Here is a 25,095-nt window from a genome sequence, read left to right as displayed (position 1 = left end):
GGTTTTGTGTGGGGTGCCAGGGACCGGGATAATATCATCAAGCTACATGGAGATGATCGTATGCGAAGTAGTCTAAAGGCTGCGCTGGTGCTGGTGGGTGTCGCCGCCGTGGGAGCTTGGGCGCAGTATCCGGCGGGCCGGTATTCCATTGGGATTCTCGGCGGTCCGATCAAAATGGCGGGCGATATCGTCGATTACTCCACCGTCGACCAATGGGCGGGACTTTCCGCCCGCTATGTCCTCACCGACCGCCTCACCCTGGGTGTGGAGGGCGCGGGCGGATGGGTGCGGGCCTGGACGGGCATCGGCAGCATGTTCAATTCCGACAATTCCTTCCCTTTTAAAACCAATCTCATCGCGCTGACGGGCAACGTTTACTACTACCCCTTTCGCAACCAGCGCTTCGCGCCGTTTCTCAATGGCGGCGCCGGCTTCATCTTTTGGGACGTGCGTGATCTGCGCGGGTCCACGGGTGGCACTTTCGCCAATGGCACGCGCATTCGCAGCAAGTTGAGCCCCTCCGTGAGTGGTGCCCTCGGCTTTGATTTTCACCTGAGCGAACGCTTTGCCCTGACCGGCCTGGGACGGTTGCACGGCATTCTCAAGGGCCGCCAGGATACCAGCGGCCTCAGCGTCTTCACTCCGGCCCGGCGTGATGCCAACTACCTGGTGGTGGAAGGCCAGGTGGGTGTGCGCTACCTGTTTGGCGGCCGGTCACGCGCCCAAACGCCCGATGAAAACCTCTTCAGCGAAGAAGGCGGGATGTCGCCGTTTGATGCCGAAAACCAGAAGGATCCGGCCTTCGACGATGACACGCAGACGGATTCCTTTGGTGCAGGCAGCGGCCGTGCGGAGTCCGGCCGTGTCGCCGGCGATGAGCAGTTGGACATGGAGGAGTACGTTCGTCTCAAATCGTTGGCGGATGAATTGACCCAGGGCATCGAATTGAAAGAGCGGGAGATTTCCTCGCTGCAAGAGACCCTGGCTGACCGCCAGTCGCGTTTGCAGGCGCTGCAAAGCGGCAGCCTGGCCAGCGCCAACGGCAATTTCGCGGCTGACCGCGGCGCTCCGCCAATGAGCCGTGCGACGGCCGCACCCCTGAAAGGCTCGAGTGCGAGTTTCTCGCTGGCTTATGAGCAGGGTCTGAGCCTGCTGACCGCCAAGCGTTACCAGGAAGCAATCGACATCTTTGCGACGCTGGCGGCACGCTTTCCGAACCACGCGCTGGTCAGTCACTGCCACTATTGGAGCGGGGAGGCCTATTTCAATCTCGGCAGTTATCAGGCGGCGGTGGAATCATTCAACCAGGTGCTGCGCGCTTCGCTCTCCCTCAAGAAGGACAACGCCCTGCTCATGCTGGGGCGCAGCTATCTGCAGCTCAACCGCACGGAGGAAGCCCGCCGGGTGTTCAATCAATTGATCCGGGAGTATCCCAGCAGCGAATTTGTCGGTGCCGCGGAGGAGATGCTGGCGAAACTGTGAGTCTGCTTCAGGTTTTTCCGAAAGTCTGCCCTTTCGAGAAAATGTTTCTCCGCCAAGATTCGACTGATGCTTCAAAATCCCCGGAAAGACCCGGCGATGCGCCGTTTGGGAAATCCCCGCTCAGCCTTGCCAGGCGGGCACCGCCACGTGATATCGCACAAGCCGGCCACGTTTGGGCACACAGCAAAAGCTTCTTCCCGCAGGCAGCACTGGGAACTGGATGACAAGAGCCTGCTCTGGCAGGCTGTCGCACAGCATCACAAAAATGTGGAGGGGCATCGACTCGACGTCGTCATAGCAGCCGACTTGATTTGAGATGTTTGATTTTCGGCCCGGGCGGCGCCAGCGCTGCGCCCACCGGCCGTCGGTCTCTGCCGTCGTTTTCTCCCTCAGGATGAGGAACGAGCCATGACAAGGAAGTGGAAATCTCGCCTGACTGCCGCCCTCGGTTGCACCGTGCTGCTTGTGAGTGCGATGGCTGCCCACAGCCAGCCCACCGGTGGTCGCTGGCTTTACGGTTTCAGCTTTGCAGCGCAACGCTTGACCAGTCCGCGACGCGCGGCACAGTTGATCTCTGCCAGCGGTACCGTGGCCACCGGCCGTGTCACACAAGCCGGTTATGGCCCCGGCCTGTCGGCGAGGTTGGAGCGGCGCGTGTCCGCGCGCACCGGCCTGAGCCTGTCGCTGGGCTATGCCACTCTGCCTTTCCGCCTGACCCTGCAGTATCCCACTTACCAAACGGCCAGTGCTCTGCGCACCCAAATGGTGGGCAGCGAGCTCTGGCTCAACTATGATGTGATCCCTTCGCAACGCTTTCGCCCTTATCTTTTGGCGGGCGCCGGGTATCTCAATTTTCGCGTTTCCGGTTCCAAACGGTTGCATGCCGGCAATATTTTGCTTGGTGCCGGCGCGCGCTGGCAGCCGCACGCGCACATGCTCTGGCACGCCAGCCTGGTTTATCATTTTCAGGCGAGTGACCGCCTGGATGCCGTGGTGAGCGGCAACCATGATGCTTTTCTCGGCATTCGAGTTGGCGTCCTCTTTTTCAAAGGCGGCACACTGGCGGTGCCCGAACTCTTCACGGATCAGCGGCGCACCGGTCGCACCGAGCCGGCCATGCGCGCGCCGGTGGAAGTGGCGCCCCGCCGCGCGCCGGCAACGGCGGAACACCGGTCTGCTGCAACCGCTTCCGCTGCGCCGCGCAAACGTGCCGGCGTCCCGTCCGCCAAAGTCTCCCCGCCTCGTCCTGCGGCCGGCGGCGAAAAAGCAAAGCCTCCGGCCAGCGCCACTGCGGCGCGTCCCACCAGCTTTGCCGGCGCCTATGAGCAGGCCCTGCAAAACATCTACGCCCGGCGCTATGAAGTGGCCGTGCGGCAGTTTACGGAGTTGATTGAGATTTTCCCCGCCCACGTGTTGATCAGCAACTGCCATTACTGGCTTGGCAAGGCGCAGTACGAATTGCAGAATTATGCTGCGGCGGTCACCGCCTGCCAGCGGGTGATGCAATTTCCGAAATCAGCCCGCCAGGATGACGCGCTGTTCATTCTCGGCAACAGCCTGCTGCGGTTGCAACGCCGTGAAGAAGCGCGTGCGGCGCTGCAACGCCTGCTGCGCGATCACCCCAACAGCCGGTTGGCTCCGCAGGCGCAGGAGCTGCTTGCCAAAATGTGAGGCGCGTCTTGCCTGCGTGAAGGCGACGCTGAGCCGGGAGAAATCCCTGCGGCGCCTCTTCCCGCGCCTCTCTGAGAGACTCCCCTCCCGCCGAGTCGGACTTGCGAAGACTTCGGGTGAAACAACGGCGATTCTGAGGCAACGGCCCGGCCGTTGCCGGAGCATTCTCCCAACCTGAATTTTGCAGGGGGCATGTTGCCCTCACCACCTGCGATTGAAATCGCAGGCTCAAAGCGCAAGTCGGCCAGGGCCACCTGATCACCCGATTGCCGGGCAGCCGCCTTCAGGCTTTTTCCGCTTTGCGCTTGGGAATTTATTCTCAGGCAAAAGGTGGCAAAAAGAAGATGCAACCTTTGTGCTTTCGAAGGCAAACCCTTCCACTCCCTGCGCACCCGGCCAATCCTTTCCCGCATTCCTGCCCGGCATTCTTTCCGGCAAGGTTGCGGCTTGCGGTTTAGAACCCGCCTTATTATATTGCCGCAACTTTTTTTGCAGAATAGCCACATTCAGCAAACTCCTTCATCATGCGAAAGCTTCTGCTTGCGCTGGTGTTGTCCAGCCTGTTTGCCGGCATGCTCTACCTGGCTTTCGGCGGTTCGCGCCGGGATCCGAACGAGTTGATCATTTGGACGCAAGATTTCGCGCCCGGCCGGGTGGTGTTGGATTCCCTGCTGGTCAAGTTCAGCCGGGAAAATCCCGGCCTGACGGCCAGACAGATTTATTATGAAACCGAAGAATTGCGCAGCAACTACATCATCGCCGGCCTGGGCGGCAGCGGCCCGGATCTGGTGTATGGCCCGGCCGATATGGTCGGCCCCCTGCACGTGATGGGTTTGATCCAGCCCTGCGACAGCCTGTTGCGCGCGGATGAGCTCGCCAACTTCGATCCCATGGCACTGGTGCGTTACCAGGGCCGGCTTTACATGCTGGCAGATCGCGTCGGCAACCATCTTACCCTGGTGTACAACAAGAAGATTTTGTCCCAGCCTCCGCGCACCACCGATGAGTTGCTGGAGATCGGCAGCCGGCTGTCGCGCGATCTCGACGGTGACGGCAAGTATGACACCTATGCGCTGGCGTGGAATTTCGTCGAGCCTTTCTTTTTCATTCCCTTTCTGGGTGGCTACGGCGGCTGGGTGATGGATGAGCACGGCCGGCCCACCCTCAACACGGACGCCACCATTCGCGCCTCGAAATTCATCACCCTGCTGCGTGAGCGCCGGATCGTGCCGTATGAATGCGACCTCGATCTCGCCAATCAACTCTTCAAGCAGGGCAGGGCCGCGATGGTGATCAACGGGCCGTGGAGTTGGGGGGGCTACCTCGAGGCGGGTGTCGACATCGGGCTGGCACGCATTCCACAAATTTCTGAAACCGGCCTGTGGCCGACGCCGATGGTTTCCGCCACCGGTTACTGCCTCAATGCCAATCTCCGCGGCGAGCGCCGCGCCAAGGCCATTCAGCTTTTGCGCTTTCTCACGGCGCCGGAGAACGTGCTGCGCTACACGTACGCGCTGCGCGCCATCCCCGCGCGCCTGGAGGCCCGGCAGGACTCCATTTTCGTGAAGGATCCCCTGCTGCTCAGTTCACAGGATCAGCTCGGTGTCGGCCGGCCCATGCCTATTGCACCGGAGATGCGCGCCATCTGGGATGCCATGCGGCCGGCATATCAAAGCCTGCTCAACGGCCAGCTCACACCCGAGCAGGCTGCGCTCAAAATGCAGCAGGACGCCGAAAGGCTGATTCAGGAAATGTTCGCCAACTAATGCCGCGTTGCCCTGATTTGCGGAAAATGTTTTTCCGGCGAAGCGGGTGAAGCACTGATAAAAAACGCCCGGGCGCGTGGCCCCCAGGCCGGCAGGAGTCGAATAAAACCCGCATTGCTCATGGTGAAGCGTCCAGACAGTGGCTTTCTTCAAGTGTTCGGACCTTTACTCTTGTGAAGCACATGGAGGAACCGTGCTCAATTCTTCGCAGGATCCTTGCAGGAGTGACCGCATTTTTCAAGATAACGGACCGCCAACGATGATCTGCCGGCAGATCTCCGCCGGCTGAAAACAGGGCGCCCTCATGATGGAGAAGGTGTGAACGCCATAGCCCTCTTCCAGAGCTTCCGCGAAAACCGGCTCGCGTATTTGTACATCCTGCCTTCCTTCCTCGTGCTCGGTTGCGTCGTGCTCTACCCGTTTTGCTACAACATTGTCATTTCCTTTTCCAACATGAGCCTGTCGCATTTTCTGGACTGGCGTTTCGTCGGCGTGGAGCAGTACCGCAAGGTGTTCACCGAGCCGCTGTTCTATGTCTTGTTTTTGAAGACGCTGCTGTGGACAGCGGTGAACTTGTTTTTTCACGTGACCATCGGCGTGTTTCTTGCCCTGCTGCTCAACCGCCCCCTGCCCGGGCGCGCACTCTTTCGCACGCTGCTCATTTTGCCCTGGGCCGTGCCGCAATACATTACCGCCCTGACCTGGCGCGGCATGTTCAACTATGAATTCGGCGCGATCAACCTCATCCTGCAGCAGGTTTTCCACCTCGCGCCGGTGCCGTGGCTCTCCGATCCCTTTTGGGCCTACACCGCGGCGACCATCACCAACATCTGGCTGGGTTTTCCCTTCATGATGGTGATTGCGCTTGGCGGCCTGCAGGCGATTCCGCGCGAGCTGTATGAAGCCGCGGAGGTGGACGGCGCCAGCGCCTGGCAGCAATTTTGGAACATCACCGCACCGTTGTTGAAGCCGGTGATGGTGCCCGCCATCACGCTCGGGGTGATCTGGACGTTCAACAACTTCAATGTCATCTGGTTGGTGAGCGATGGCGGCAAGCCCGCAGACTCGACGCACATTCTGGTTTCCTTCGTCTACCGCCAGGTGTTCAACTACTATCGCTACGGTTATGCCGCCGCTTTGTCGATCGTCATCTTTGCCATTCTGCTGCTGTTCGGCATCCGGTTCATCCGCCAAACAAAAGCCACGGAAGCGGTGTATTGACCCGCAGCATTGACAGGCTGAACCGCAGTGTGTGTCTTGCTGAAGCCCTGCGCACGACGGGCGAAAACAGGACATCCTGTGAATCCTGCAAACCCTGTCGGCAAGGAGCAAGTCATTCAAACAAACGGCTGCTTGCCATTTGGGAAGCCTGATCGACGTAAGGAATACAACCATCAAAGTTGATTCGAAGCAAACGCGGCCGGAGGGTGGATTTCTTCAGTTAAACATACACCCTTTTCAAAACCGCCCCACGACGGCGGTGTCGGATGCGGCGGGGGTTCGCGCGTGGCTGCCACCCCTGCCCGCTGACCGGCGTGCGGGTGTTGCCAATTCCTGCGCGGGAGATTTCCTCCCGCTTTCCACCGGCATGGTTGCCAGACCGACTGTGCCCCGTCGCCCGGAGTGATCACATGCCGAAATTCGAGAAGACCACCTCCCTCACCACTTACGTTTTGATTTATGCCGTTTTGCTGGTGGTGACGGCATTCGCCGTGTATCCCATTTTGCAGGTGATCGGCGTGTCCCTGCGACCCCATGACATGCTGCACACCACCTCGCTGCGTCTGATACCGCCCGAGGCCTCGCTTGCTTCCTACCGCACGCTGATTGCGATTGATCAAGCGGTGCGCGACCAGGTGGCGGCGGGCTGGGAACGCGGCGGTGTGCTCGGTGCTTATCGCGCGCTCACCCGCGAAAAACCCTTTGTCGGCTGGCTGCTCAACAGCACGCTGGTTTCGTTTCTCGTGACGATCCTGAGTGTGGCGCTCGCCAGCACCGCCGGCTATGCCTTTTCCCGCTACAAATTCATCGGCCGCGACGCCAGTCTGATCGCCCTGATCACCACGCAGATGTTTCCGGTCACCATGCTGCTGTTGCCACTCTTTCTCATGCTGATCAAGCTCAAGGTCTACAACACCTACTGGGGCTTGATCATCGCCTACTCCGCCACGGCGCTGCCTTTTTGCATCTGGCAGATGAAGGGGTATTACGACACCGTGCCCCACAGCCTGGAAGAGGCCGCGCGCATCGACGGCTGCAGTCCGTTTCGCACGTTCTACCAAATCGTGCTGCCGCTGGTGCTGCCGGCGCTGGTGATTACGGCGCTGTTCAGCTTCATGGCGGCGTGGAGCGAGTATCTGGTGGCTGCAGTGATCATCAACGACAAGGCACTTTATACCCTGCCGATCGGTTTGAAGCAGTTTCAGTCGAATTTCGAGACGCAATGGGGGCTTTACGCCGCCGGCGCCGTTTTGGTCTGCCTGCCGGTGGTGACGCTTTTTCTGTTCCTGAGCCGCTGGCTGATTTCGGGGCTGACATTGGGGAGTGTGAAGGGCTAGACCTTCCCCTGTGACATTTTTCGACTGCGGGAAGCGTCGTTGCCTCTCGCGCTCATGCTGCAGCAAGCCGGCCGGCGCCAGGGAAGGCGGTGACTGCGGGAAGATTGTTACAGAGTGACAAAACACCGGTTTCTCCTCACCAAACCGGAGACGCCGTCATTTGTTGGGACCCCCGCCGCGTTGTCCATGCCGCACCGCCCCTTTCTGCCATGACCTTTTGCGGGAGCGCCTTTGGCACGGCGCGATAGTGAATGGCCGGCCCCTGAAGCAGTCATTAAAAAGCATCTTCATCAAATGAAACCTGTTTGATTATTCCGCCGGAACTGTTGCAACAACCAGGGATCAGGCGTCGTCGGTCGCAGATTTCCCGCGGGAGGAGAGCGGAGATGCCATCATGATGCTCGTGGAGTATCTCGTCTGGATACTGGTCGTCTGTTACGGCTATTTCGTGGTGCTGCGGCTGTTCTGGCTGTATCGGGAGCAGGACCAGCACATCGTGTGGAAGCGCGCGGATGCCGGACTTTACTACGGGCTGGCGCTGCTCAACTTTCTCACCATGCTTTCGCTTTATCTCCTGAAAAGCCGCCCGGTGTATCTCTTGGTGCTGCTGATCGGCACCTATGTGTTCTGCGCCGCACCGGTGGTCAAAGTCAACACCCGCGGCATCATGATGAATGCCCTGCTCACGCACTGGTCCAGCGTGGTTGCGATTCGGCAGCTCGGTGGCGGCCGGAATTATGCGATCATCACCCGGCGGCGCTGGCCGCGCTGGCGGCTGTGTGTTCCCGGTGATATGGAGGGCAAATGGCGCAAGATGGTGGCCTCCAAGGGCCTGCGCATTCTGGCCGAGGACGAAACAACCTCGTCGCTGGAGTTGCCCGGCGTCAATTCCAACGAGATGAAATTCTCCTGAAGCAGGTCATGCCCCGCTGCCATTGCCGGCCAGGTGCGGTGGGCGGCTAGATGAAATCGCGACTGCCGTGCCGGGGCCTTTTGTTCCGGAACACGATCCTGCCTTGTTCGCACCAGAACTCCTTCCGGCTGACAATGGTGTCATTTTGCAGTCGTGACTGCTGTTGGTGCGGAAAGAGCCGGTCGGTGGGAATATCAGCAGGCTGCCCTGCGGCTTTGCATGAAGCGTCTTTGCCCGCCGGTTGATGCGTGTCCAGCTTGTGCAGCCCGGGAACAACGGCCCGATGAAACGCGAGTTGGCCGCCAACAAACGCGGTTTTGCTTTGCGGGCCAAAATCTAGTTGACATTTCTAGGGGTGTTGTCTATCTTTGGCGGTTTCGTAACAAACGCTTGCCCGCGCCGCCGGCCACGGTGGCAGGGGATGAGGGAGGCACGGTGGCAGGGGATGAGGGAGGCAAGGAGAGATCATGGCTTGCGAGGTGGTGGTGAGAGTGTCCGTGCTGGCACAGGGTGTGGCCGGCCTTTTTTTTGTTTTGCTCACTGCGCCCGCCGCGAGTTGAAGCATGCCAGCCGCCTGGACGGAAAAGCTGCCGCAAGGGTTGCGGGATTATCACAAGATCAGCCGCTCGAGTTTCTTCGGGCTGCTCATGGTTCTCCTGTTGCTGCTCATTTACGAAAGCAGCAGTGCCGTGATCTACCGCGAGCAGGCCGTCATCATCCAGAACCGCGCTGAGGCGATGATCAAGCGCACGCTCTGGTTCATGGGGCTGTATCAGTTTTGGATGCCGTGGCTTGCCTTCGCGCTGTTGCTGGGTCTGGCCTATTGGCAGGCGCGCAAGCAAAACCTGCTGCACATCAAACCGCCGTATTTCCCCCTCGCCATTCTGGAAAGCCTGGCCTACGCCGTGCTCTTCAGTGGGTTGATGAATTTCGTGACCACGAAATCCATCACCATCAAGTTTCTGTGGAGTCTGCTCGGCGACAGGGCGGTGACGCTGCCGGCGAAAATGGCGCTGGCGCTCGGCGCCGGCATCTATGAAGAGCTGCTCTTTCGCCTGGGCATGTTCACCTTTGTTTTGTGGTTTGCCCGCAAGGTGATGCCGGCCAAGCCCTATGTTCATCAGGTGCTGGCGCTGGTGGTGTCGGCGGCGCTGTTTTCCGGATTTCATTTCCTGGGCAGGGAGCCGTTTGCGATGCTGGCCTTCGTGCATCGTTTCTATGCCGGCATTTTGCTCGGTCTGATTTTCAGTTGGCGTGGCATCGGCGTGGTGGTGTACACGCATGCCTTTTATGATCTCTTTTTGATTTTGCGCACGCACGGCGGCTGAGGCCTGGCTGCTGCCACTTGTCATCCGGGCAGGCCTGGCAGGATTCGAATCGCCTGGCAAAGGCCGTCTGAAGGGCACAAACGTCCTGCCGAACTTTCAGGGTTCTCCCTGCGCGATCTCCGCGATTTTTGTGAGTTGGTGGTGAAGCAGGGCTGTCCACTTTCGCCCGTATGACAATGGCTTTGCCGAATGGGGGATTGTCAAGCCGGCCACCGGGCAACGTTTTTCCCGGTCTGGCGGAAAGCGTGTCTCCGCCCGCCGCAGATGCGCTGCGCGCGGGAATTCATTGTGGGAAATAATGCCGGGGTATTGCGCGCGTTTTATCACTCGACTGGCATGCAGGGACTGAGCAGAGCAACATGAAGAAGCTTCTGTGGTGGGTGTTGGGCCTGCTGTTGTTGGGCGCAGGCAGTCTTGCCGCCTATGTTTACCATCAGCTTGTGACACCGGTGGTTCCCGATCCGGTGCCCAAACCCTACATCATCGTGCAACGCGGCATGCGTCTGCCTCAGATTGCGGACAGCCTGCAGCGGAACGGCATCATCCCCGATCGCAACCGATTTCTGCTCGCGGCCCGGCTCATTGACCGCGAGCAGCCTTTGAAAGCCGGGAAATATGCGCTCACCCCGGGTCTTTCGCTCCGGGGGCTGTTGCGCTTGCTGCGCTCCGGCAAAAGCATGGAGGAACGGGTGACGCTGCCCGAGGGAAAAACAGCGGAAGAGTTTGCCGCCATCCTGGCGCGCACGCTCGCCTTGGATGCGCAGGAGTTTTTGCAGGCGGTGGCCGACAGCGCGCTGGCGCGCACGCTCGGCCTTCCGGTGCCCAGCCTGGAGGGTTATCTCTACCCCGACACCTATCATTTTTACTGGGGTGTGACGGCGCGCGAGGTGGTCGCGATGTTGGTGCGCGAGTTTCAGCGCCACCTGGATGACACCCTGCGCGCGCAGATTGCGGCCAGCGGTTTGTCGCTGCACGAAATCGTCACCCTGGCCTCCATCATCGAAGGGGAGGCGGTCCTCGACAGCGAGCGGGCCCTGATCGCGGCGGTGTACCACAACCGGTTGCGCGCCGGCATGCGCTTGCAGGCCGACCCCACCATTCAATATCTTCTGCCCGGGCCGCCCCGCCGCCTGTTGCTTCGTGACTTGGAGATCGATTCGCCCTACAACACTTATTTGTATGCGGGCCTGCCGCCGGGGCCGGTGAACAATCCCGGCATTGCTTCCCTTCGTGCGGCAGCCCGGCCGGCCAAGGCGGGCTATCTTTACTTCGTGGCGCGCGGCGACGGCTCGCATGTGTTCAGTTACACCCTGCAGCAACATCTCAACGCCAAGGCCGACTTTGACCGCGTGCGTGCGCGCGTGCGCCGCGAGCGGAACAAAGCACAGGCCGCGCAGGAGAGGAGGGCCGTTCCCTGAAAGAAAGCAAGCTCTCACCGCTCCTCCAGGCTCTCAATGAAGAACAGCGCCGCGCGGTGCAAGCCGAACTGGGGCCGGTGTTGGTGCTGGCAGGCGCCGGCAGCGGCAAGACGCGCGTGCTCACGCATCGTCTCGCCTACCTGATGCACCAGGGTCTGGTGCCGGCGGAACACCTGCTGGCAGTCACCTTCACCAACAAAGCGGCGCAGGAAATGCGCGAGCGCGTGCAGCGGCTGCTGGCCAGCCTGCCGGGCCAGCGCGACAGCGCCAGCCGCCTGTGGCTCGGTACTTTTCATTCGCTTTGTGCCCGCTTGCTGCGCAGCGATGCCGACCGCCTGGGTTACACGCGCCAGTTCACCATTTACGACACCGAAGATCAAACCGCGCTGTTGCGCCGGCTGCTGGAGGAGATGCACGTGCCGGCCGATCAGCTCAACGCCAGCCAGGCCCGTCATCGCATCTCGCGCGCCAAGAACGCCTTCATTCGCCCGGAAAATTACCTCGATTTTCACCGGCCATCGCAGGGCGAGGAAGTGCTGGCGCGGTTGTACGAAGTCTATCAACACCGCCTGCGCGAAAACAATGCGATGGATTTCGACGATCTCCTCATCAAGCCGCTGGAGCTGTTCGAAAGGCATCCCGAGATCTTGCAAAACTACCGCCACCGCTTTCACTGCCTGCTGGTGGATGAGTTTCAGGACACCAACCGGGCGCAATACCTCTGGCTCAAGGCGCTGGCGGGCGAACGGCGCTGCCTGTTCGTGGTCGGGGATGATGATCAATCCATCTACCGCTGGCGTGGCGCCGACCTGCGCAATATTTTGAATTTCGAACAGGATTTTCCGGAATGCCAAATCTTCCGGCTGGAGCAGAACTATCGTTCCACCGCCAACATTCTGGCGGCGGCGCATTCGGTGATCGTGAACAACAAGAACCGCCTGCCCAAACAGTTGTGGACACGGCGCGAGCAGGGCGAGCGCGTGATCGTGCTCGCCGCCCGCAACGAGTTTCACGAAGCCGAAACCATTCATGACAAGATTCGCGAGGAGTTCAGCCGGCAGAACGGCGACGGCCGCAATTATCACCGCAGCTTCCGGGATTTCGCCATCCTCTACCGCACCAACGCGCAATCCCGCCTGATCGAAGATGTGCTGCGCCGCAACGGCATTCCCTACATCATTGTCGGCGGCGTGCGCTTTTATGAACGCAAGGAAGTAAAGGACATTCTCGCCTATCTGCGCCTGATTGCCAACCCGGCGGACAGTGTCAGCCTGCGCCGGGTGATCAACTTTCCGCTGCGCGGCATCGGCGAAGCCACCGTCAACAAACTGGAGGAATTCGCGCGCCGCCACCGTCTCACGCTGTTCGAGGCGGTGGCACGGGCCGGCGAAATCAGCGGTCTGACCACCGGGTTGCGCAACAAAATTCTCGAATTCCACCGCTTCATTGAAAAATACCTGCAGCTCAAGGACAAGCTCTCGCTGCCGGAATGGTGCAACGCGCTGGTCGATGATCTTCAGTTGATTGCCCAACTCAAGCAGGAGGATGAGCGCGACCGCATCGAGAACATCCGCGAGCTGCTGCTGGCGATCAGCGAGTATCATGCCCAGACGCCGGGTGCCACGCTCGACGGTTTTCTCGAACGCGTCGCGTTGATCAGCGACATCGACAACTGGGATACCAAAGGCAATGCGGTCACCCTGATGACGTTGCACAGCGCCAAGGGGCTGGAGTTTCCCATCGTTTTCATCACCGGGCTGGAGGAGGGCCTGTTTCCGCTGCTGCGCGGCAGTGAAGACGAGCAGGACTCGGATCTTGAAGAGGAGCGCCGGCTGTTTTATGTCGGCGCCACGCGCGCGCAGGAAAAACTCTATCTGTCCTACTGCCAGTCCCGTTCGCGCCCCGGCGGCACGCCGGTGCAGTGTTATCCCTCGCGTTTTCTCGGCGAGCTGGATGAACGCTTCTTCCGCAAGGCGGTGTTGCGGCGGCAGCGGTTTTATGATTATGAAGAGGAGCCGGAGGTCAGCATGCCGGTTTATGAAGATGAATCACAGGAGGGCGGCATGGTGCGGCCCGGCCGCTGGGTGGTGCATGCCTCCTTTGGCCGGGGTCGCATCATCTCGGTGGAGGGCAGCGGCGACCGCATGAAAGTCACCGTCGATTTCGAAGACGCCGGCCACAAGAAGATTTTGGTGAAATACGGCAATCTGCGCCTGATTTGAGGGCGGCCGCGCCCGCCTGGCACCGCCACAAACCGTGGTGAGAGAAATTTTCTCATGAGTCAAAACCATCACACTTTTCCCGCCGGCCGCCTGCACCTGGCCATGCGCGTGGTGGGAATCATCGTCTGTACCGCCGCCACGTTTGCACGCAGCCAGACGCCGGTCTCCAACCCGGCCGCGGCCGACGATTATCTCTATGCGCAAAAACTTTATCAGGAGGGGTATCACGAGTTGTGTGTGTCGCAGCTCGAGGCCTTCCTGCAGCGCTACCCCGACGCGGCGGAGCTGGCCGACGGCTGGCGGCTGCTCGGGCAGGCCAATCTGGCGTTGCGGCGTCATGCAGCCGCGGAGCAGGCGCTGCGGCAGTTCGATGTGCGCTTTCCCCAGCACCCCGGTCATGCCGAGGTGTTGCTGTTGCTGGCGGAAAGCCAGAGGCAGCAGCGCAAATTGCAGGAGGCGGCGCTCACCTGCCGGCGGCTGGTGTATTTCCATCCGCGCAGCGAGCAAGCGCCGCTGGCAGCATATCAAGCCGGGGAGCTGTTGCTGGCGGCCGGCGACCGCGAAGCCGGCCGCGCCAGTCTGTACGAAATGATGGACAAGTATGACAACAGCCCGTTGCGGTTGCAGGCCCATTTGCTGCTGGTGCAGAGTTTTCTTGAAAGCGGGGAACACCAGCGTGGTCTGCAGGAAGCCGAGCGGCTGTTTCGCATTTTTCCGGCCAGTGAGCTGGGCGCGCAAGCTTATTTCGTGCGCGCCCGGTTGCAGGAGGCGCTCGGCCAGTATCAGTTGGCGGAGGAGGGCTATCGCACCCTGCTGCAGCGCCATCCCAAAGGCGAGTGGTCGCGCCGCGCCCAGCTTCAGCTCAGTGAAATCGCTTTTGCCCGCGGCGATGTCAACGCGGCGCTGGCGGCGCTGGCGGCGGTGGCGGCGGAAGCGCCTGCGGTGGCAGAGCTGAATGAAGTGGCCCTGCGCACCGCCGCCATGAACCTGGCCCTCGGCAAAGCACAGGCAGCGGAGGAAGCGCTGAAAAAATTCGAAGCCAGCCTGGCGGACAGTGTGAGCCGGCTGACTTTTTTCTACCTGCAGGGCAGTGTGGCGGAACAAACCGGCAATGCCGCGGCGGCGCGGGCGGCGTATGGACAGGCCTGTGCCCTGCCGGCTGCTCTGGAACCCCAAACCAGCACAGCGGGGATGCCGCGTCTCCTGCGGCAGCGCAGCTTTTGGCGCAATGCGCAGCTTGCGTTCGCCGCACAGGATTACACGGCGGCCCGGCACCTCTGCCGGCAATACCGTCGCGAATATCCGAACGGCGAGTATCGTGACGTCCTGTTGTTGCTGGAAGCCGACATTCACCGCCAGGGGCTGCACAATCCCGCGTATGCACAAAAGCTTTATTTCGAGCTGCTGGAAGACCACCCGCGCAGTCCCCATGTCGATGAAGCGCAGTTTGCGCTGGCGGAGAGTTTTGCCGCGGCCGGCGAACAACAACTGGCGCGGCTGCAGTGGCAGCGCTTCCTGCAACTGTATGCCGCCAGTGAACTCGCGCCGGCGGCGGCCCGGCAACTGCGCCTGCGCAGCGAGTTTGAACCGGTCATGACGCCGGAAATCATCCGCCAGCTCGGCGAGACGGTGTTGCAACTGAGCCGCAATCCCGGCACGGCGCCGGCGGCGCTGGTGCTGGCGCGTCTGCATTTTCAGAGTCGTGATTTTGAAGCGGCCGTGCGTTACAGCCGCGAGGCGCTGGCAGAGCCGCAGGCTGCCGACCTGCAGCGCGAGGCCACCTATTTGCTGGGGGTGAGCTGCTATCGTCTTGCGGAGCGCGAGCAGCTTGCCGGCCGGCCGGCCACAGCCTGGCGTGACAGCGCGGCGGCGGTGCTCGAATCGCTGCAGCGCGAGGGCGCGGCCGATCGTTACGCCACGCATGCCGGCGAACTGCTCGTCCGGCTGGCGCTCGCCGGGCAGGCGGCCGACACCACGGCGTTGTTGCGGCGCATCGATCTGTTGTTGAGCAACGCCGCGGATGATGCCGGTCTGGATGATGTGCGGCTGTGGGCGGCGGTCGCGCGCAAGCAACGCGCCACACCGGGGGATTCGGTTGCTGCCAGGCAAATCGTGCTCGCCCTGCAGCGCGTCGCCGCCGCGGAAAATTCCGACCATCACAACCAGGCGCTGTGGGAGCTGGCGGATTGGCAGATGAAGCAGAAGAACATGGAGGCAGCGCGCAAGACGCTCGCGCTGCTCGAGCAATCGCCACGGCATGATGCCACCCAGGCGCGCGGCCAGTTGTTGCTGGCGCGCTGGCTGCGCCGGCAGGGGGAATATGACGCAGCGCTCACGGCGCTGGCGGCGTTGCAGGAGAGATTTTTTTACTGTGCCTATGCCGACTCCGCCCGCCGGGAAAAGCTGCAGGTCTTGATTGCCGCCGGCCGGTTGCAGGAAGCGCTGCGTGTCATGGAAGAAGCCGGCGGCGACGGACGCGATTATGCCGGCAGCGACGGCCTGGATTTGCAGCGCGGCCGGCTGCAGGAGGCCAGCGGCAATTACGGCCCGGCCATTCATGCCTACTTGCGTTTTCTCGAACTGCACCCGCAGGCGCCCGAAGCACCGGCGGCGCTGCTGGCCACCGCCCGCCTCAGCCGGCAGGTGGGTGCCGGGAAGCTGGCGGCAGCCTATTTCGAAGAGTGTCTGCGCCGTTTCCCACAGACTCCGGAAGCGGAACAAGCGCGCCTGCAGCTGGCGGCGCTGCGCTTCGACAAGGGCGAGTTCAGCGAGGCGCTCGGCCTCTATGTGGCATTCATGCAGGAGCGGCCGGAATCGCCGCTGTTCCGCGAAGCCATGAAGCAGGCCATTCTGTGTTTGTACAAAACCAACAACCCGGCACGCGCTGAGGCCGAGGTCAAGGCCTTTCGCGAGCGCTTCAAAGAGGATCGCGAGAGTCTGGCGGATTTTCAGTATGCCGCGGGCGAACTGGCCCTGCAGGAAAAGAACTTTGCGCAGGCGGAGGAAATTTTCAAAAAGCTGGGGCGCGACTATCGCGGCAGCCCGGCCGGCATTCTCGGCGATTATGGCCTGGGCAAGGCGCAGTTGCTGCAAAACAAAACCCGCGAAGCACTCGAAACTCTCACCGCCATCCCGGAGCGTTATCCCAAACATCCCTTTCTGCCAACCGTGTATCTGGGGCTGGGCGATTTCTATCTCACCAACCAGCAGTGGGACAATGCCATCGAGGCGTTCACCCGCGTGATCAAGGATTCCACCTTCGACAACAACTACAAACTCGCGGTGCGCTCGCTCATCGACGTGTATGACCGCATCGCCCTGAAGGATCGCGCCCTGGCGCTGGCGCGGCATTACCTCAACCGCTTTCCGGAAGATCCCAAAACCTTCGACCTGCGCCTGAAATGCGCGCTGCTGCTCAATGATTTGCAGCAGTATGATGACGCCATCGCGCTGCTGCGCCGCCTGAAGCCCGCAGCCGACGCCACCACCGAGCCGGAGGTGCAATACTACCTCGGCAAATCCTACATGAATGCCGGCCGCTTCGAGAACGCCATCGCCGAGCTGTTGCGCGTGAAATTCTTTTCCAAACCGACCAAGCTGCCGTGGGATGTGATCGCGCTCTATGACGCCGCGATTTGTTACACCCGTCTGGGCAATTGCACCCGGGCGCGGCAGCTCTTTCAACGCATCGTGCGCGAGCAGGGCGCGGCCAGCGAATTCGGCCGCTTTGCCAACAACAAGATCGCCGAACTGGGCACCTGCCCGGAAGCGAATTGAAGCGGCCGGCCTGCTTTTCCGCCGCACGGGCTGGCCGTTGCCGGTCCGGGAATAAAGCCACCGCCGCCGCGTAGTTTGGTTGAACGCATGCACCGCCTGACATGCCGTCTGCCGCAGACAACGGGCGTCTGAGTTACCTTGCGCCCTCGCCGGAAGATGGCGCCGCGATCGAGGCCACCCTGGCCGGCGACCGCCGCGCCTTCGAAAAGCTGGTGATCAAATACCAACGCCCGCTCTATGCCGTGCTCCGCCGCCTGGTGCGCCAGCACGAAGACGCCGACGATCTGCTGCAGGAATGCTTCGTGCGCGCCTACCGGCATCTCGGCGATTTCGATCTCACCCGGCCCTTCTATCCCTGGCTGCACCGCATCGCCGTGAATCTGGCGATCACCTTTCTGCGGCGCCAGGCCTGGCAGCGGCCCGCCAGTGAACTCGACATTTTCCCCTCGGCGCAGGAGCAGCCGAGTCAGGCGGTGGAATCCTCGGAATTTTTTCTCGCGCTGGAGCAGGCGATTCGCCGCTTGCCGGTGGAACAGCGCACGGTGTTGCTGCTGCGCACGCGCGAAGACATGAGCTATCGCGCGATGAGCAAGCTGCTCGGCATCGAGATCGGCACGGTCATGTCCCGCCTGGCGCGCGCCCGCGAAAAGCTGCGCGCCGCCCTGCGGCCTTTTCTCGATGCCCGCAACCGCAAGCTCAAAACCCGCACCCCGCCGGAATGACGCCCGCTGCCGGTACGTTCCCGGCTTGGATGAATTGCCTATGATCAACAAAAACCCCCACCGCATCGACTGCGCCACCGCCTCCGAGTGGCTGCATTCCATGTTGGATGAAGAGCTGCCGGAAGCCGAACGCCGGCTGTTGCTCGCCCACTTGGAGAGCTGCGAGAACTGCGCCGCCGCCTGGCATGAGTTCAAGCTCATCGAACGCAGCCACACCCGCCTCGACAGCCGCCTGTTGCAGCCGCCCGCGGATTATTTCACCCGGCTGCCCGGGCGCATCATGGCGCGCCTGGAATCCGAGAAAATGGCCGCACCCGCCATCCTGGAATTGTCCCCCCGAAAGACCCGCATGCTCTGGCTGCAGAAATTCAGCGGCAGGGCGCGCTATGCCATCGCGCTGGCGGCAGCCGGAGCCGCAATTTTTCTGCTGGTGCGCAGCAGAGGCGACGCACCCGTGACCACCACTGCCCCTCTGCAAAATGTGTGGCGCGATTCACTGGCGTTTGCTGCACCGAAGCCCTTCCAACAGGCGCCCCTGGCAGAGCAGGAGGTAACGCCGCCGGCTGGTGGCAGCCAGCCGAAAGAGGAAGCGAAAACTGCACGCTCGGCCGCCGGCAGCCGCCCCGCCACTCCAGACCCCGGCAAATGGCCGCAGGGCGGGCAGCCAACCGCAACCGCGCCAACAGGAAAGCCGGTGGTCGTGGATCTTGCCGCGGAGCCGGGCATTGCCGCAGCGGAATCATCCCGCTTCGCCCGGTTCGGTGAGCGCACAGAGTCCCGCCGCTCGGCAGAGAAGGGAATTTTTTCGTTGGAATCGGAGAGTCGCAAAGCCGCCGGGAGTGCCGGGCAGTTGCAGGAAACGCCAGCGGCGCGTTCCGCACAGCCCGGAGATTTGGAGATCACGAAAACAGCGGCGTTGGAAGCGCCGGGCGATGCACGGTCGTTGTTCGCGCAGGCATTGCGGCAGGCGCAGGAAGCGCAGGATGAAGCCGCCCGGCAGGAGGTGTGGTGGAAGTATTTGCAGACCGGCCCGGACACGGCCTATTACAACCTCGCCGCGGCCATGCTGGCACGCAGTCTCGCCGGCACGATCGACAGCACCAGCAGCACGCGCCGGATCGAGCAGGCGGTGAGATTTTACCACCAGCATGAAGGGATTCTCGCTCCCCAACTTGGCGTCGAACTCTTGCAGCGTGAGCGCCAGCGGCTGGAGGGTCTGCTGAATTGGAAGAAATCGAGTGAAGGCAGGAACAGGCCGCAATGATCCGGGGCCGGGGGGTAAAGAAACAAACCGCCTGCCGTGGCCACCCGTTTGCATCTAACACCCGTCCTCAAGTATCAAGTATCAAGCATCAAGCATCAACCATCGAGCATCCAGCATCCAGCACCCGCCCACTGATTCGATTCACTTCTTCTCACTCAATACCTCCCCCGGCAGTTGCTTGTAGTAAAACTCCATTTCCAACCGGCGGTTCAGCTTGCGGCCGAGCGGCGACTCGTTGTTGCCGATGATGATGGTTTTGCCGCTCAAGTGTTCGACCCTCATCGGCCGGGTCTCGCCGCGACCCACGGCGCGGTCGAGGCGGGCCGCGATCTTCTCATAGTCCTGCGGATAACGCTGCCGGATGATGCGCAAGAAAGTCTGATGAAACGCTTCGGCGCGCTGCTGGGACAGTCGCAGGTTCACCGCCTCCGGTCCGATGGCGCAGGCATGCCCGGAAAAGCGCATGCGCATGTTGTCGTGGCTGAGCAGTTGTTCGATGTGCGGCTGCAATTTCGCCCAATAGAAATCGTACAACGGCGCCGTGCCGTTGAAGCGAATCGGCCAGGCGACGCGCTGCTCGCGCACCCGGGAGTGAACCGCGAGTTGCGACTGGCGCGGCGGGGTGTGAAACGTGCGGCCGAGCGAGTCCACCAGCATCAGCTCATGGGTGAGCTGCCGGCCGGCCAGGCTGCCTGCCTGCCCGTTGCGGCCGGCATGCGATTGCCAGACAATCTTCTGCCGCAGGCCGTTGCGCGAGGCGGGCGTGATTTCGAGTTGTTCCTGCCGGCCGGCTGCCGTGAGCTGCAGCCAGGCTGTGGCCGCCGGCACCGCGGTGGCAATGTCGCTGGCAAAGATCGCCGGCTGGCTTTCCTCTCCCACATCATCATAAGAAACCAACTGGAACACCACTGGCTCGCTGGTGCTGTCCGCGGAGATTTTGACATAGCGCCACTCCTCCTGCACCCAGCGCGCGTCATCCGCATTTGCCGGGGTGCGCCGCGGCGGTAACACTTCGCCCGGCTGCAACATTATCTGCGTCTCCCGGACGCCGAGCGCGCGCAGGGAATCGCGCACGGCGGCGGCACGCGCCTCTGCCAGCTCTGTCTCCGTCTCGCCGCTGTTGGGATCCGCGAAACCCTGCAAATAGATTTTGAGATGGGGATGCTCCTGCAGGCGTTGCGCCAGCGTGTACAACGGCGGATCCAGCAGGGTCTTGCGCAAATATTCCGATTTGACCACAGTGCTCCGGGGATCGAAGCAGATCTCGGGAATGAAGGGCACCTCATACAAAATATGTGATTGCGTGGCGATCACCAGAGTGTCCGCCGCGGTGAGCGTGCCCTTGGGGATGGTGGCGAAATCCGCTGCGTCGCCGGTCGCGACGGCAGCGGGCAGATGCGGAAAGCGCACGCTGATGCGATGCCAGCCGGCATGGGGCGTGTGCCACGCCAGCCTCAGCGTGTCCCGGCTGCCCGCCGCCATCCGCGCGAGGGTGGTATCGAGCAAAACCGTGGTGGTGGCGCCGGCCGCCCGCAGCGAATCAGTTATCACCAGGCGCACCGCCCGGGCTGCGCCGCCACCGGTGTTGGCCAGCCGGAACTGCAAGGTGCCTTGCAGTGCATCGGTGGTGATCCACGGGCTGTAATCGAAAGTGATCGCCTCGCTCTCCAGCTTCGGCATGGCGAGGTGAAAATCCCAGAACGGCAGGTCGCCGGTGCCCGCCGCGCGCACATGGCCGTCGGTATCATACGCCAGCACCGTCCAGAAATACCTTCCCCCTTCCAATTGCGCGAGCGGATGCGAGGCGGCCACCGTCTGCGTCTTGATCAGCAGTTCCGGCGCTTCGTTGCCGGCGAGAAACGCCGCGCCTTTGTGCCATGCCAGGGCAAGCGCCCGGGCCAGTTTCAGGCTGTCACGCTCGACCAGCAGCAGATATTTCACGTCATCATAGAGATCCGGATCGACGGTGCTGTCCCAGCGCAATCGTACGCTGTCGGTTTCGATCAGCGCACCGGGCGCCGGCGCGCGCAGCTCGAAGCGTTCCGGCGCCACGGGGTAGTGGCTCACGCTGCCGCGATAGGGCCGGGTGAAGAGATCGGTTTGCTCCAGCGCGGCGAGATCCAGGCGCAGCGAGTTGTTGCGGCCGGGCAACACGCTGCTGACCGGCGAGCGGGTGTCCGCCAGCCGCAGGCTCACACCCATCGCAAAATGGCTGAGCAAATCATCGTGAAAATCATAACCGCCGCGTACCGCGACAAGCTGGGCCCAGGAGATTTCGGTGCCGAGGGTGAAGGCGCCCGCGCGTTCGGTGTGCACACGCCGGTAGTCCGCGGCAAGCTGCAGTTGCCAGCCTTCATGGTGGCCGGCATTGAAGGCGACGCCGGCGCGCCAGATGCGCGGCAGCGGCGTGCCGATGGTCTGAAAGGTCAAATCGCGGCCGACGTTGGCCACGCCGACACCCGCGGACACCACGCCATACCGCAGCAGCCGGTTCGACGATTTCAATAACCTGAAGCGGCGGGATCGGTAGAGCAATCCGAGGTCCGCCATCCAGGAGGAGGCTTCGAATTGTGCAAGTTTGCTGCGCAGATACTTGACATTCGCGCCCAGCGCGAAATGTTCGCCGGCCAGCAGGAACGGCTGTGCCAGCCCGGCGCTTGCCAGCCAGTCGCCAGCCGAGACCGGCGGCATGGCACCATTTGAGCTGTCAAATTCCGGCAGGCCTTGATGGAGCAGGCCGAAATGCACATGCAGGCGCCGGCGCCAGGGCGTGGGGGCGTGGCTGCCAAAAAGCAGTGCGGCATGATAGGCGTCGGCAATGCCTTTGGAGTAGGTGGCGGCCCACTGCCACTCGCGGCTGAAACCCGCGGCGGCGGGATTGGCATGCAGCGCCTGCAACTCATCGATTACACCGGCGCCGATGCCCGCCAAACCCTGTGGCCGCGCACCCGGCACGAGCTTGAGAAGGTTGACGCCCGCCAGCGTCTGGCCGAAAATCCAGGCCGGTGCCAGCAGTCCTGCCATCGCGGCACCCAGCGCCGGGCCGCGACGTGAAAGCAAAATTGCATGCAGGATTTTCATCGTACGACGATCACCTTTTTCCAGTCGTTGAATGCCTCGGAATGCAGCGTGATGAGATAGACGCCGCTGCCGACACGACGACCGTCCTGCGTCATGCCGTTCCAGAAATGCGTGTTCCAGCCCGCGCGGAAGGGCGCGGTGATCAACTCCGTCACCTTTTGGCCGTTGAGGTCGAGCAGATCCAGACGCGCACTGCGGTTCGAGCTCAGCCGGAAGTTGATGGCGAGTGGGCCCTGGTGCTCCGGTTCGTAAATGTTGCGATCCAGCACCAAGTCATTGCCGCTGCGCACCGTCACACCGGCGCGGCTGCTGGCGAAGCGGCCGAAACTGTCGATCGTGCGCAACTCGAATTCGATTTTTTCCTGGCGCGCCTGCGTCAACAAACGTGTCTCGCCGAACGCCGGACGCACCTCATGCCATGTCTGCGGTGTCAGCGGGGTGGCCGCGATGAAACCATCGGCATAGCTCGAATCGATGCGGCCGGTCACGAAATACACCCACAAATCCCAGCGAAGAATCGGCTGCTCCACCTGCACGCGAATGAACACACTGTCGGTGACCTGCACCACTTCCGGGGTGGCCGTGATTTTGGGAGCAAGCAGCGGTGGCGGCAGGAAGATGACATTCAGCGTGTTGGTCACGGAATTGTTCGCGGCGGAAGTATCATTCGCCGCGGCAAGAGTCGCAGTGCTGGTGATCTGAGTCAGCGATGCCGGCACTTGCGCCGCGAGTTGCACATTGACGGCGAATGAATCCACCTGGCCGGCATTGAGCTGGGGAATGTGCCAAATCAGGGAATCGCCGCTGCGTGTTGCCGCCGGCACGGCGGAGAGCAAGCTCACGGAATCCGGCAGCACCTGGCTGAGACGAATGCCTGTGCCGGGATGCGGCCCGAGATTGCGCACGCGCAGGCGGTAGGCATAGCTTTCGCCCGGCGAGACGCTGCCCGGAGTCTGTGTCTCTGCGGAAAAGCCGAGCGCGAGATCAGTGTTTTTCGCTGGCGGCGGTGGCGGTGAAATCACACGCAGCGTGTTGGTAGCCGTGTTGTTTGCGCTGGCAGTGTCATTCGCCGCGGTAATCAGCGCCAGGCTGGTGATTTGCGTGAGGGAGCTTGGCACCTGCGCCGCGAATTGCACATTGACGCGGAAGGAATCGACCTGGCCGGCATTGAGCTGGGGAATGTGCCAAATCAGGGAATCGCCGCTGCGTGTTGCCGCCGGCACGGCGGAGAGCAAACTCACGGAATCCGGCAGCGCCTGGCTGAGACGAATGCCTGTGCCGGGATGCGGCCCGAGATTGCGCACGCGCAGGCGGTAGGCATAGCTTTCGCCCGGCGAGACGCTGCCCGGAGTCTGTGTCTCTGCGGAAAAGCCGAGCGCGAGATCGGTGTTTTTCGCTGGCGGCGGTGGAAAGAGCACTGTTACCGTGTCTGCTGCAGAATTGTTGTCCGACGAAAAGTCATTGGCTGCCGTCAATTCCGCCCGGCTGATCAGCTTTTCGATTGAGACCGGTGTTGCGGGCGCGAGCCTGACCTTGACGCGAATGTCAAATGCGGCGCCGCTGGCGAGTGTCGCGATTTGCCAGAACAGGGAGTCCCCCGCAGCATAGCCCGGCGCCGGCGTTGCTTCCACCAGCCTGACGGAATCGGGCAATTGCTGCCAAAGGTCGATGTTGCCACCGGCGGCCGGCCCCAAATTGTGGACGCGGAGCAGATACTCAAAATCGTCGCCCGGGCGGGCAGTTGCCGTGCTGGCATTGAGTGTCAAGGCGAGATCGGTGAGGCGGGGCGGAGTTACGCCGGGCACGAAGTAGCGGCCTTTGCCATTGCCCTGCCTGCCGGGCGGGTTGGCGGTAACATCGACGATGCGCCAGGTGTGGTTGCGGACCGGATCGGGGGAGGCATGCGCCATCACGTAGAAATTCTGCATGATGGCGGCAATTTTTTTGTAGATGGTGAGCATGCCGGCCGCGGTGGCGGTGTAAAAGAACAAACCACCGGTTTGTTCGGCGATTTCCATCAGCATCTCCACCTGCGGTTGATCGCCGAGCGCGATGGTGAAGATGGGGATGTTGTACTTCTGCGCGCGTGCGATCACGGTGTCCGGCGCGGCGGTCGAGCTGTTGTCCTGGCCGTCGGTGTAGAGAATAATGCCGCGCCGGCTGGGTTCGAATCGGGTGATTTCGATGGCGGTGAGCAGGGCGTCGTAGATGGCGGTGGCGTAACAGGTGTCGGCCGCGATGATGCTCTGTTGCAAGGGAGCTTTGGCGGCGGTGATGGGCAGCGAGGTCACCACCGTGCCGCAGAACTGGATCAAACCGGCACGGTCGTAGGGCCGCAGTTGTTCGAGATAGGCGAGATTGCCGGCTTTGGCATCATCGAGTTGTGGCTTCATGCTGCCGCTGATGTCCATCACCAGCAGCGTGCTGGTGGGAAAGTATTCGGTGCGCCGTACTTCGGTGAATTCCGGTGCCGGCGTTTGGCTGTAGAGATTCGGCTGCGGCGGAAACGCGGGGTTGTCGCGGTGATATTCCAACAACGGCTGCCAAATTTCGCGGATGGGCCGGCCGATTTCCGCGAGCTCGGGCGGCGTGAGCCAGCGCAGCGTGTCCGCCAGACCTTTGATGAGATTGCCATCGCGGTCGGTCACGGAAATGGTGGCGAGGATGGGCGCGGGAAACGCGCCGCTCTTGCCGCGCAGCGAGACTTCGCCGGCGAGCGAGATGTTGTTGATCGCGACGACCGTGTTGCCCATCTGGCTCGAGACGGGAGGTGGATTCAGGCAGACGAGCAGCAGCATGGCGGCCACCCAATGCAGGTGCATTCGGGGTGCGGGCAGGCAGGATTGCTGGGTCATGGGGCGCAGTCTCTGAGTTAAGAGGAAAAGTGTGAACC

The 25,095-nt window shown here is 62.0% G+C and carries 15 protein-coding genes; 12 read left to right on the top strand and 3 right to left on the bottom strand.

What is annotated here, in order from left to right; genetic code table 11:
* Window positions 1-60: 60 nt before the first annotated feature.
* Entirely contained in the window at window positions 61-1,482 is a 1,422-nt protein-coding gene (locus tag ONB52_13265; protein ID MDZ7417105.1) for a tetratricopeptide repeat protein, read from the top strand.
* Window positions 1,483-1,890: 408 nt separating this feature from the next.
* The gene (locus ONB52_13260; GenBank protein MDZ7417104.1) at window positions 1,891-3,153 is read left to right on the top strand and encodes a tetratricopeptide repeat protein; all 1,263 of its coding nucleotides are present in this window, start codon (window positions 1,891-1,893) and stop codon (window positions 3,151-3,153) included.
* 258 nt (window positions 3,154-3,411) lie between these two features.
* Here ONB52_13260 and ONB52_13255 read toward each other — a convergent pair whose 3' ends face one another.
* Window positions 3,412-3,657, bottom strand: coding sequence for a hypothetical protein (locus ONB52_13255; protein ID MDZ7417103.1), 246 nt, complete (start codon window positions 3,655-3,657; stop codon window positions 3,412-3,414).
* Between the two features lie 20 nt (window positions 3,658-3,677).
* Between ONB52_13255 and ONB52_13250 the strand changes: the two genes are divergently transcribed.
* The 10 genes from ONB52_13250 (at window position 3,678) to ONB52_13205 (ending at window position 19,121) form a co-directional block, all read left to right on the top strand.
* Window positions 3,678-4,919: an extracellular solute-binding protein gene (locus ONB52_13250; GenBank protein ID MDZ7417102.1), complete on the top strand. Its 1,242-nt coding sequence runs from the start codon at window positions 3,678-3,680 to the stop codon at window positions 4,917-4,919.
* A gap of 318 nt (window positions 4,920-5,237) precedes the next feature.
* Window positions 5,238-6,140 carry a sugar ABC transporter permease gene (locus ONB52_13245; protein MDZ7417101.1) on the top strand — a complete coding sequence of 301 codons (903 nt, stop codon included), beginning with the start codon at window positions 5,238-5,240 and terminating at the stop codon, window positions 6,138-6,140.
* A gap of 410 nt (window positions 6,141-6,550) precedes the next feature.
* Window positions 6,551-7,477 carry an ABC transporter permease subunit gene (locus ONB52_13240; GenBank protein MDZ7417100.1) on the top strand — a complete coding sequence of 309 codons (927 nt, stop codon included), beginning with the start codon at window positions 6,551-6,553 and terminating at the stop codon, window positions 7,475-7,477.
* Window positions 7,478-7,871: 394 nt separating this feature from the next.
* The gene (locus ONB52_13235) at window positions 7,872-8,390 is read left to right on the top strand and encodes a hypothetical protein (protein MDZ7417099.1); all 519 of its coding nucleotides are present in this window, start codon (window positions 7,872-7,874) and stop codon (window positions 8,388-8,390) included.
* A gap of 563 nt (window positions 8,391-8,953) precedes the next feature.
* Window positions 8,954-9,718, top strand: a complete 765-nt coding sequence (locus ONB52_13230; protein MDZ7417098.1) for a CPBP family intramembrane metalloprotease — start codon at window positions 8,954-8,956, stop codon at window positions 9,716-9,718.
* A gap of 359 nt (window positions 9,719-10,077) precedes the next feature.
* Window positions 10,078-11,136: an endolytic transglycosylase MltG gene (gene mltG, locus ONB52_13225; GenBank protein ID MDZ7417097.1), complete on the top strand. Its 1,059-nt coding sequence runs from the start codon at window positions 10,078-10,080 to the stop codon at window positions 11,134-11,136.
* The gene (locus ONB52_13220) at window positions 11,133-13,358 is read left to right on the top strand and encodes a UvrD-helicase domain-containing protein (GenBank protein MDZ7417096.1); all 2,226 of its coding nucleotides are present in this window, start codon (window positions 11,133-11,135) and stop codon (window positions 13,356-13,358) included. The genes mltG and ONB52_13220 overlap by 4 nt, the downstream gene beginning before the upstream one ends.
* Window positions 13,359-13,412: 54 nt before the next feature.
* On the top strand, window positions 13,413-17,135 hold the full coding sequence (locus tag ONB52_13215; GenBank protein ID MDZ7417095.1) for a tetratricopeptide repeat protein: 3,723 nt from the start codon (window positions 13,413-13,415) through the stop codon (window positions 17,133-17,135).
* Window positions 17,136-17,236: 101 nt separating this feature from the next.
* Window positions 17,237-17,857: a sigma-70 family RNA polymerase sigma factor gene (locus ONB52_13210; GenBank protein MDZ7417094.1), complete on the top strand. Its 621-nt coding sequence runs from the start codon at window positions 17,237-17,239 to the stop codon at window positions 17,855-17,857.
* Between the two features lie 40 nt (window positions 17,858-17,897).
* A complete protein-coding gene (locus tag ONB52_13205) occupies window positions 17,898-19,121 on the top strand; it encodes a zf-HC2 domain-containing protein (protein ID MDZ7417093.1) in 1,224 nt (407 codons plus the stop codon).
* Window positions 19,122-19,262: 141 nt separating this feature from the next.
* Here the strand turns inward: ONB52_13205 and ONB52_13200 are convergent, their stop codons facing one another.
* Window positions 19,263-22,202 carry a PorV/PorQ family protein gene (locus ONB52_13200; GenBank protein MDZ7417092.1) on the bottom strand — a complete coding sequence of 980 codons (2,940 nt, stop codon included), beginning with the start codon at window positions 22,200-22,202 and terminating at the stop codon, window positions 19,263-19,265.
* Window positions 22,199-25,024, bottom strand: coding sequence for a VWA domain-containing protein (locus ONB52_13195; GenBank protein MDZ7417091.1), 2,826 nt, complete (start codon window positions 25,022-25,024; stop codon window positions 22,199-22,201). The genes ONB52_13200 and ONB52_13195 overlap by 4 nt, the downstream gene beginning before the upstream one ends.
* Window positions 25,025-25,095: the final 71 nt, after the last annotated feature.

This window comes from candidate division KSB1 bacterium, from assembly GCA_034506255.1.
Taxonomy (GTDB): Bacteria; Zhuqueibacterota; Zhuqueibacteria; order Zhuqueibacterales; family Zhuqueibacteraceae; genus Coneutiohabitans; species Coneutiohabitans thermophilus.
The sequence above is the reverse complement of the archived record's forward strand: the minus strand, read 5'-3'. Positions and strand labels throughout refer to the sequence as shown.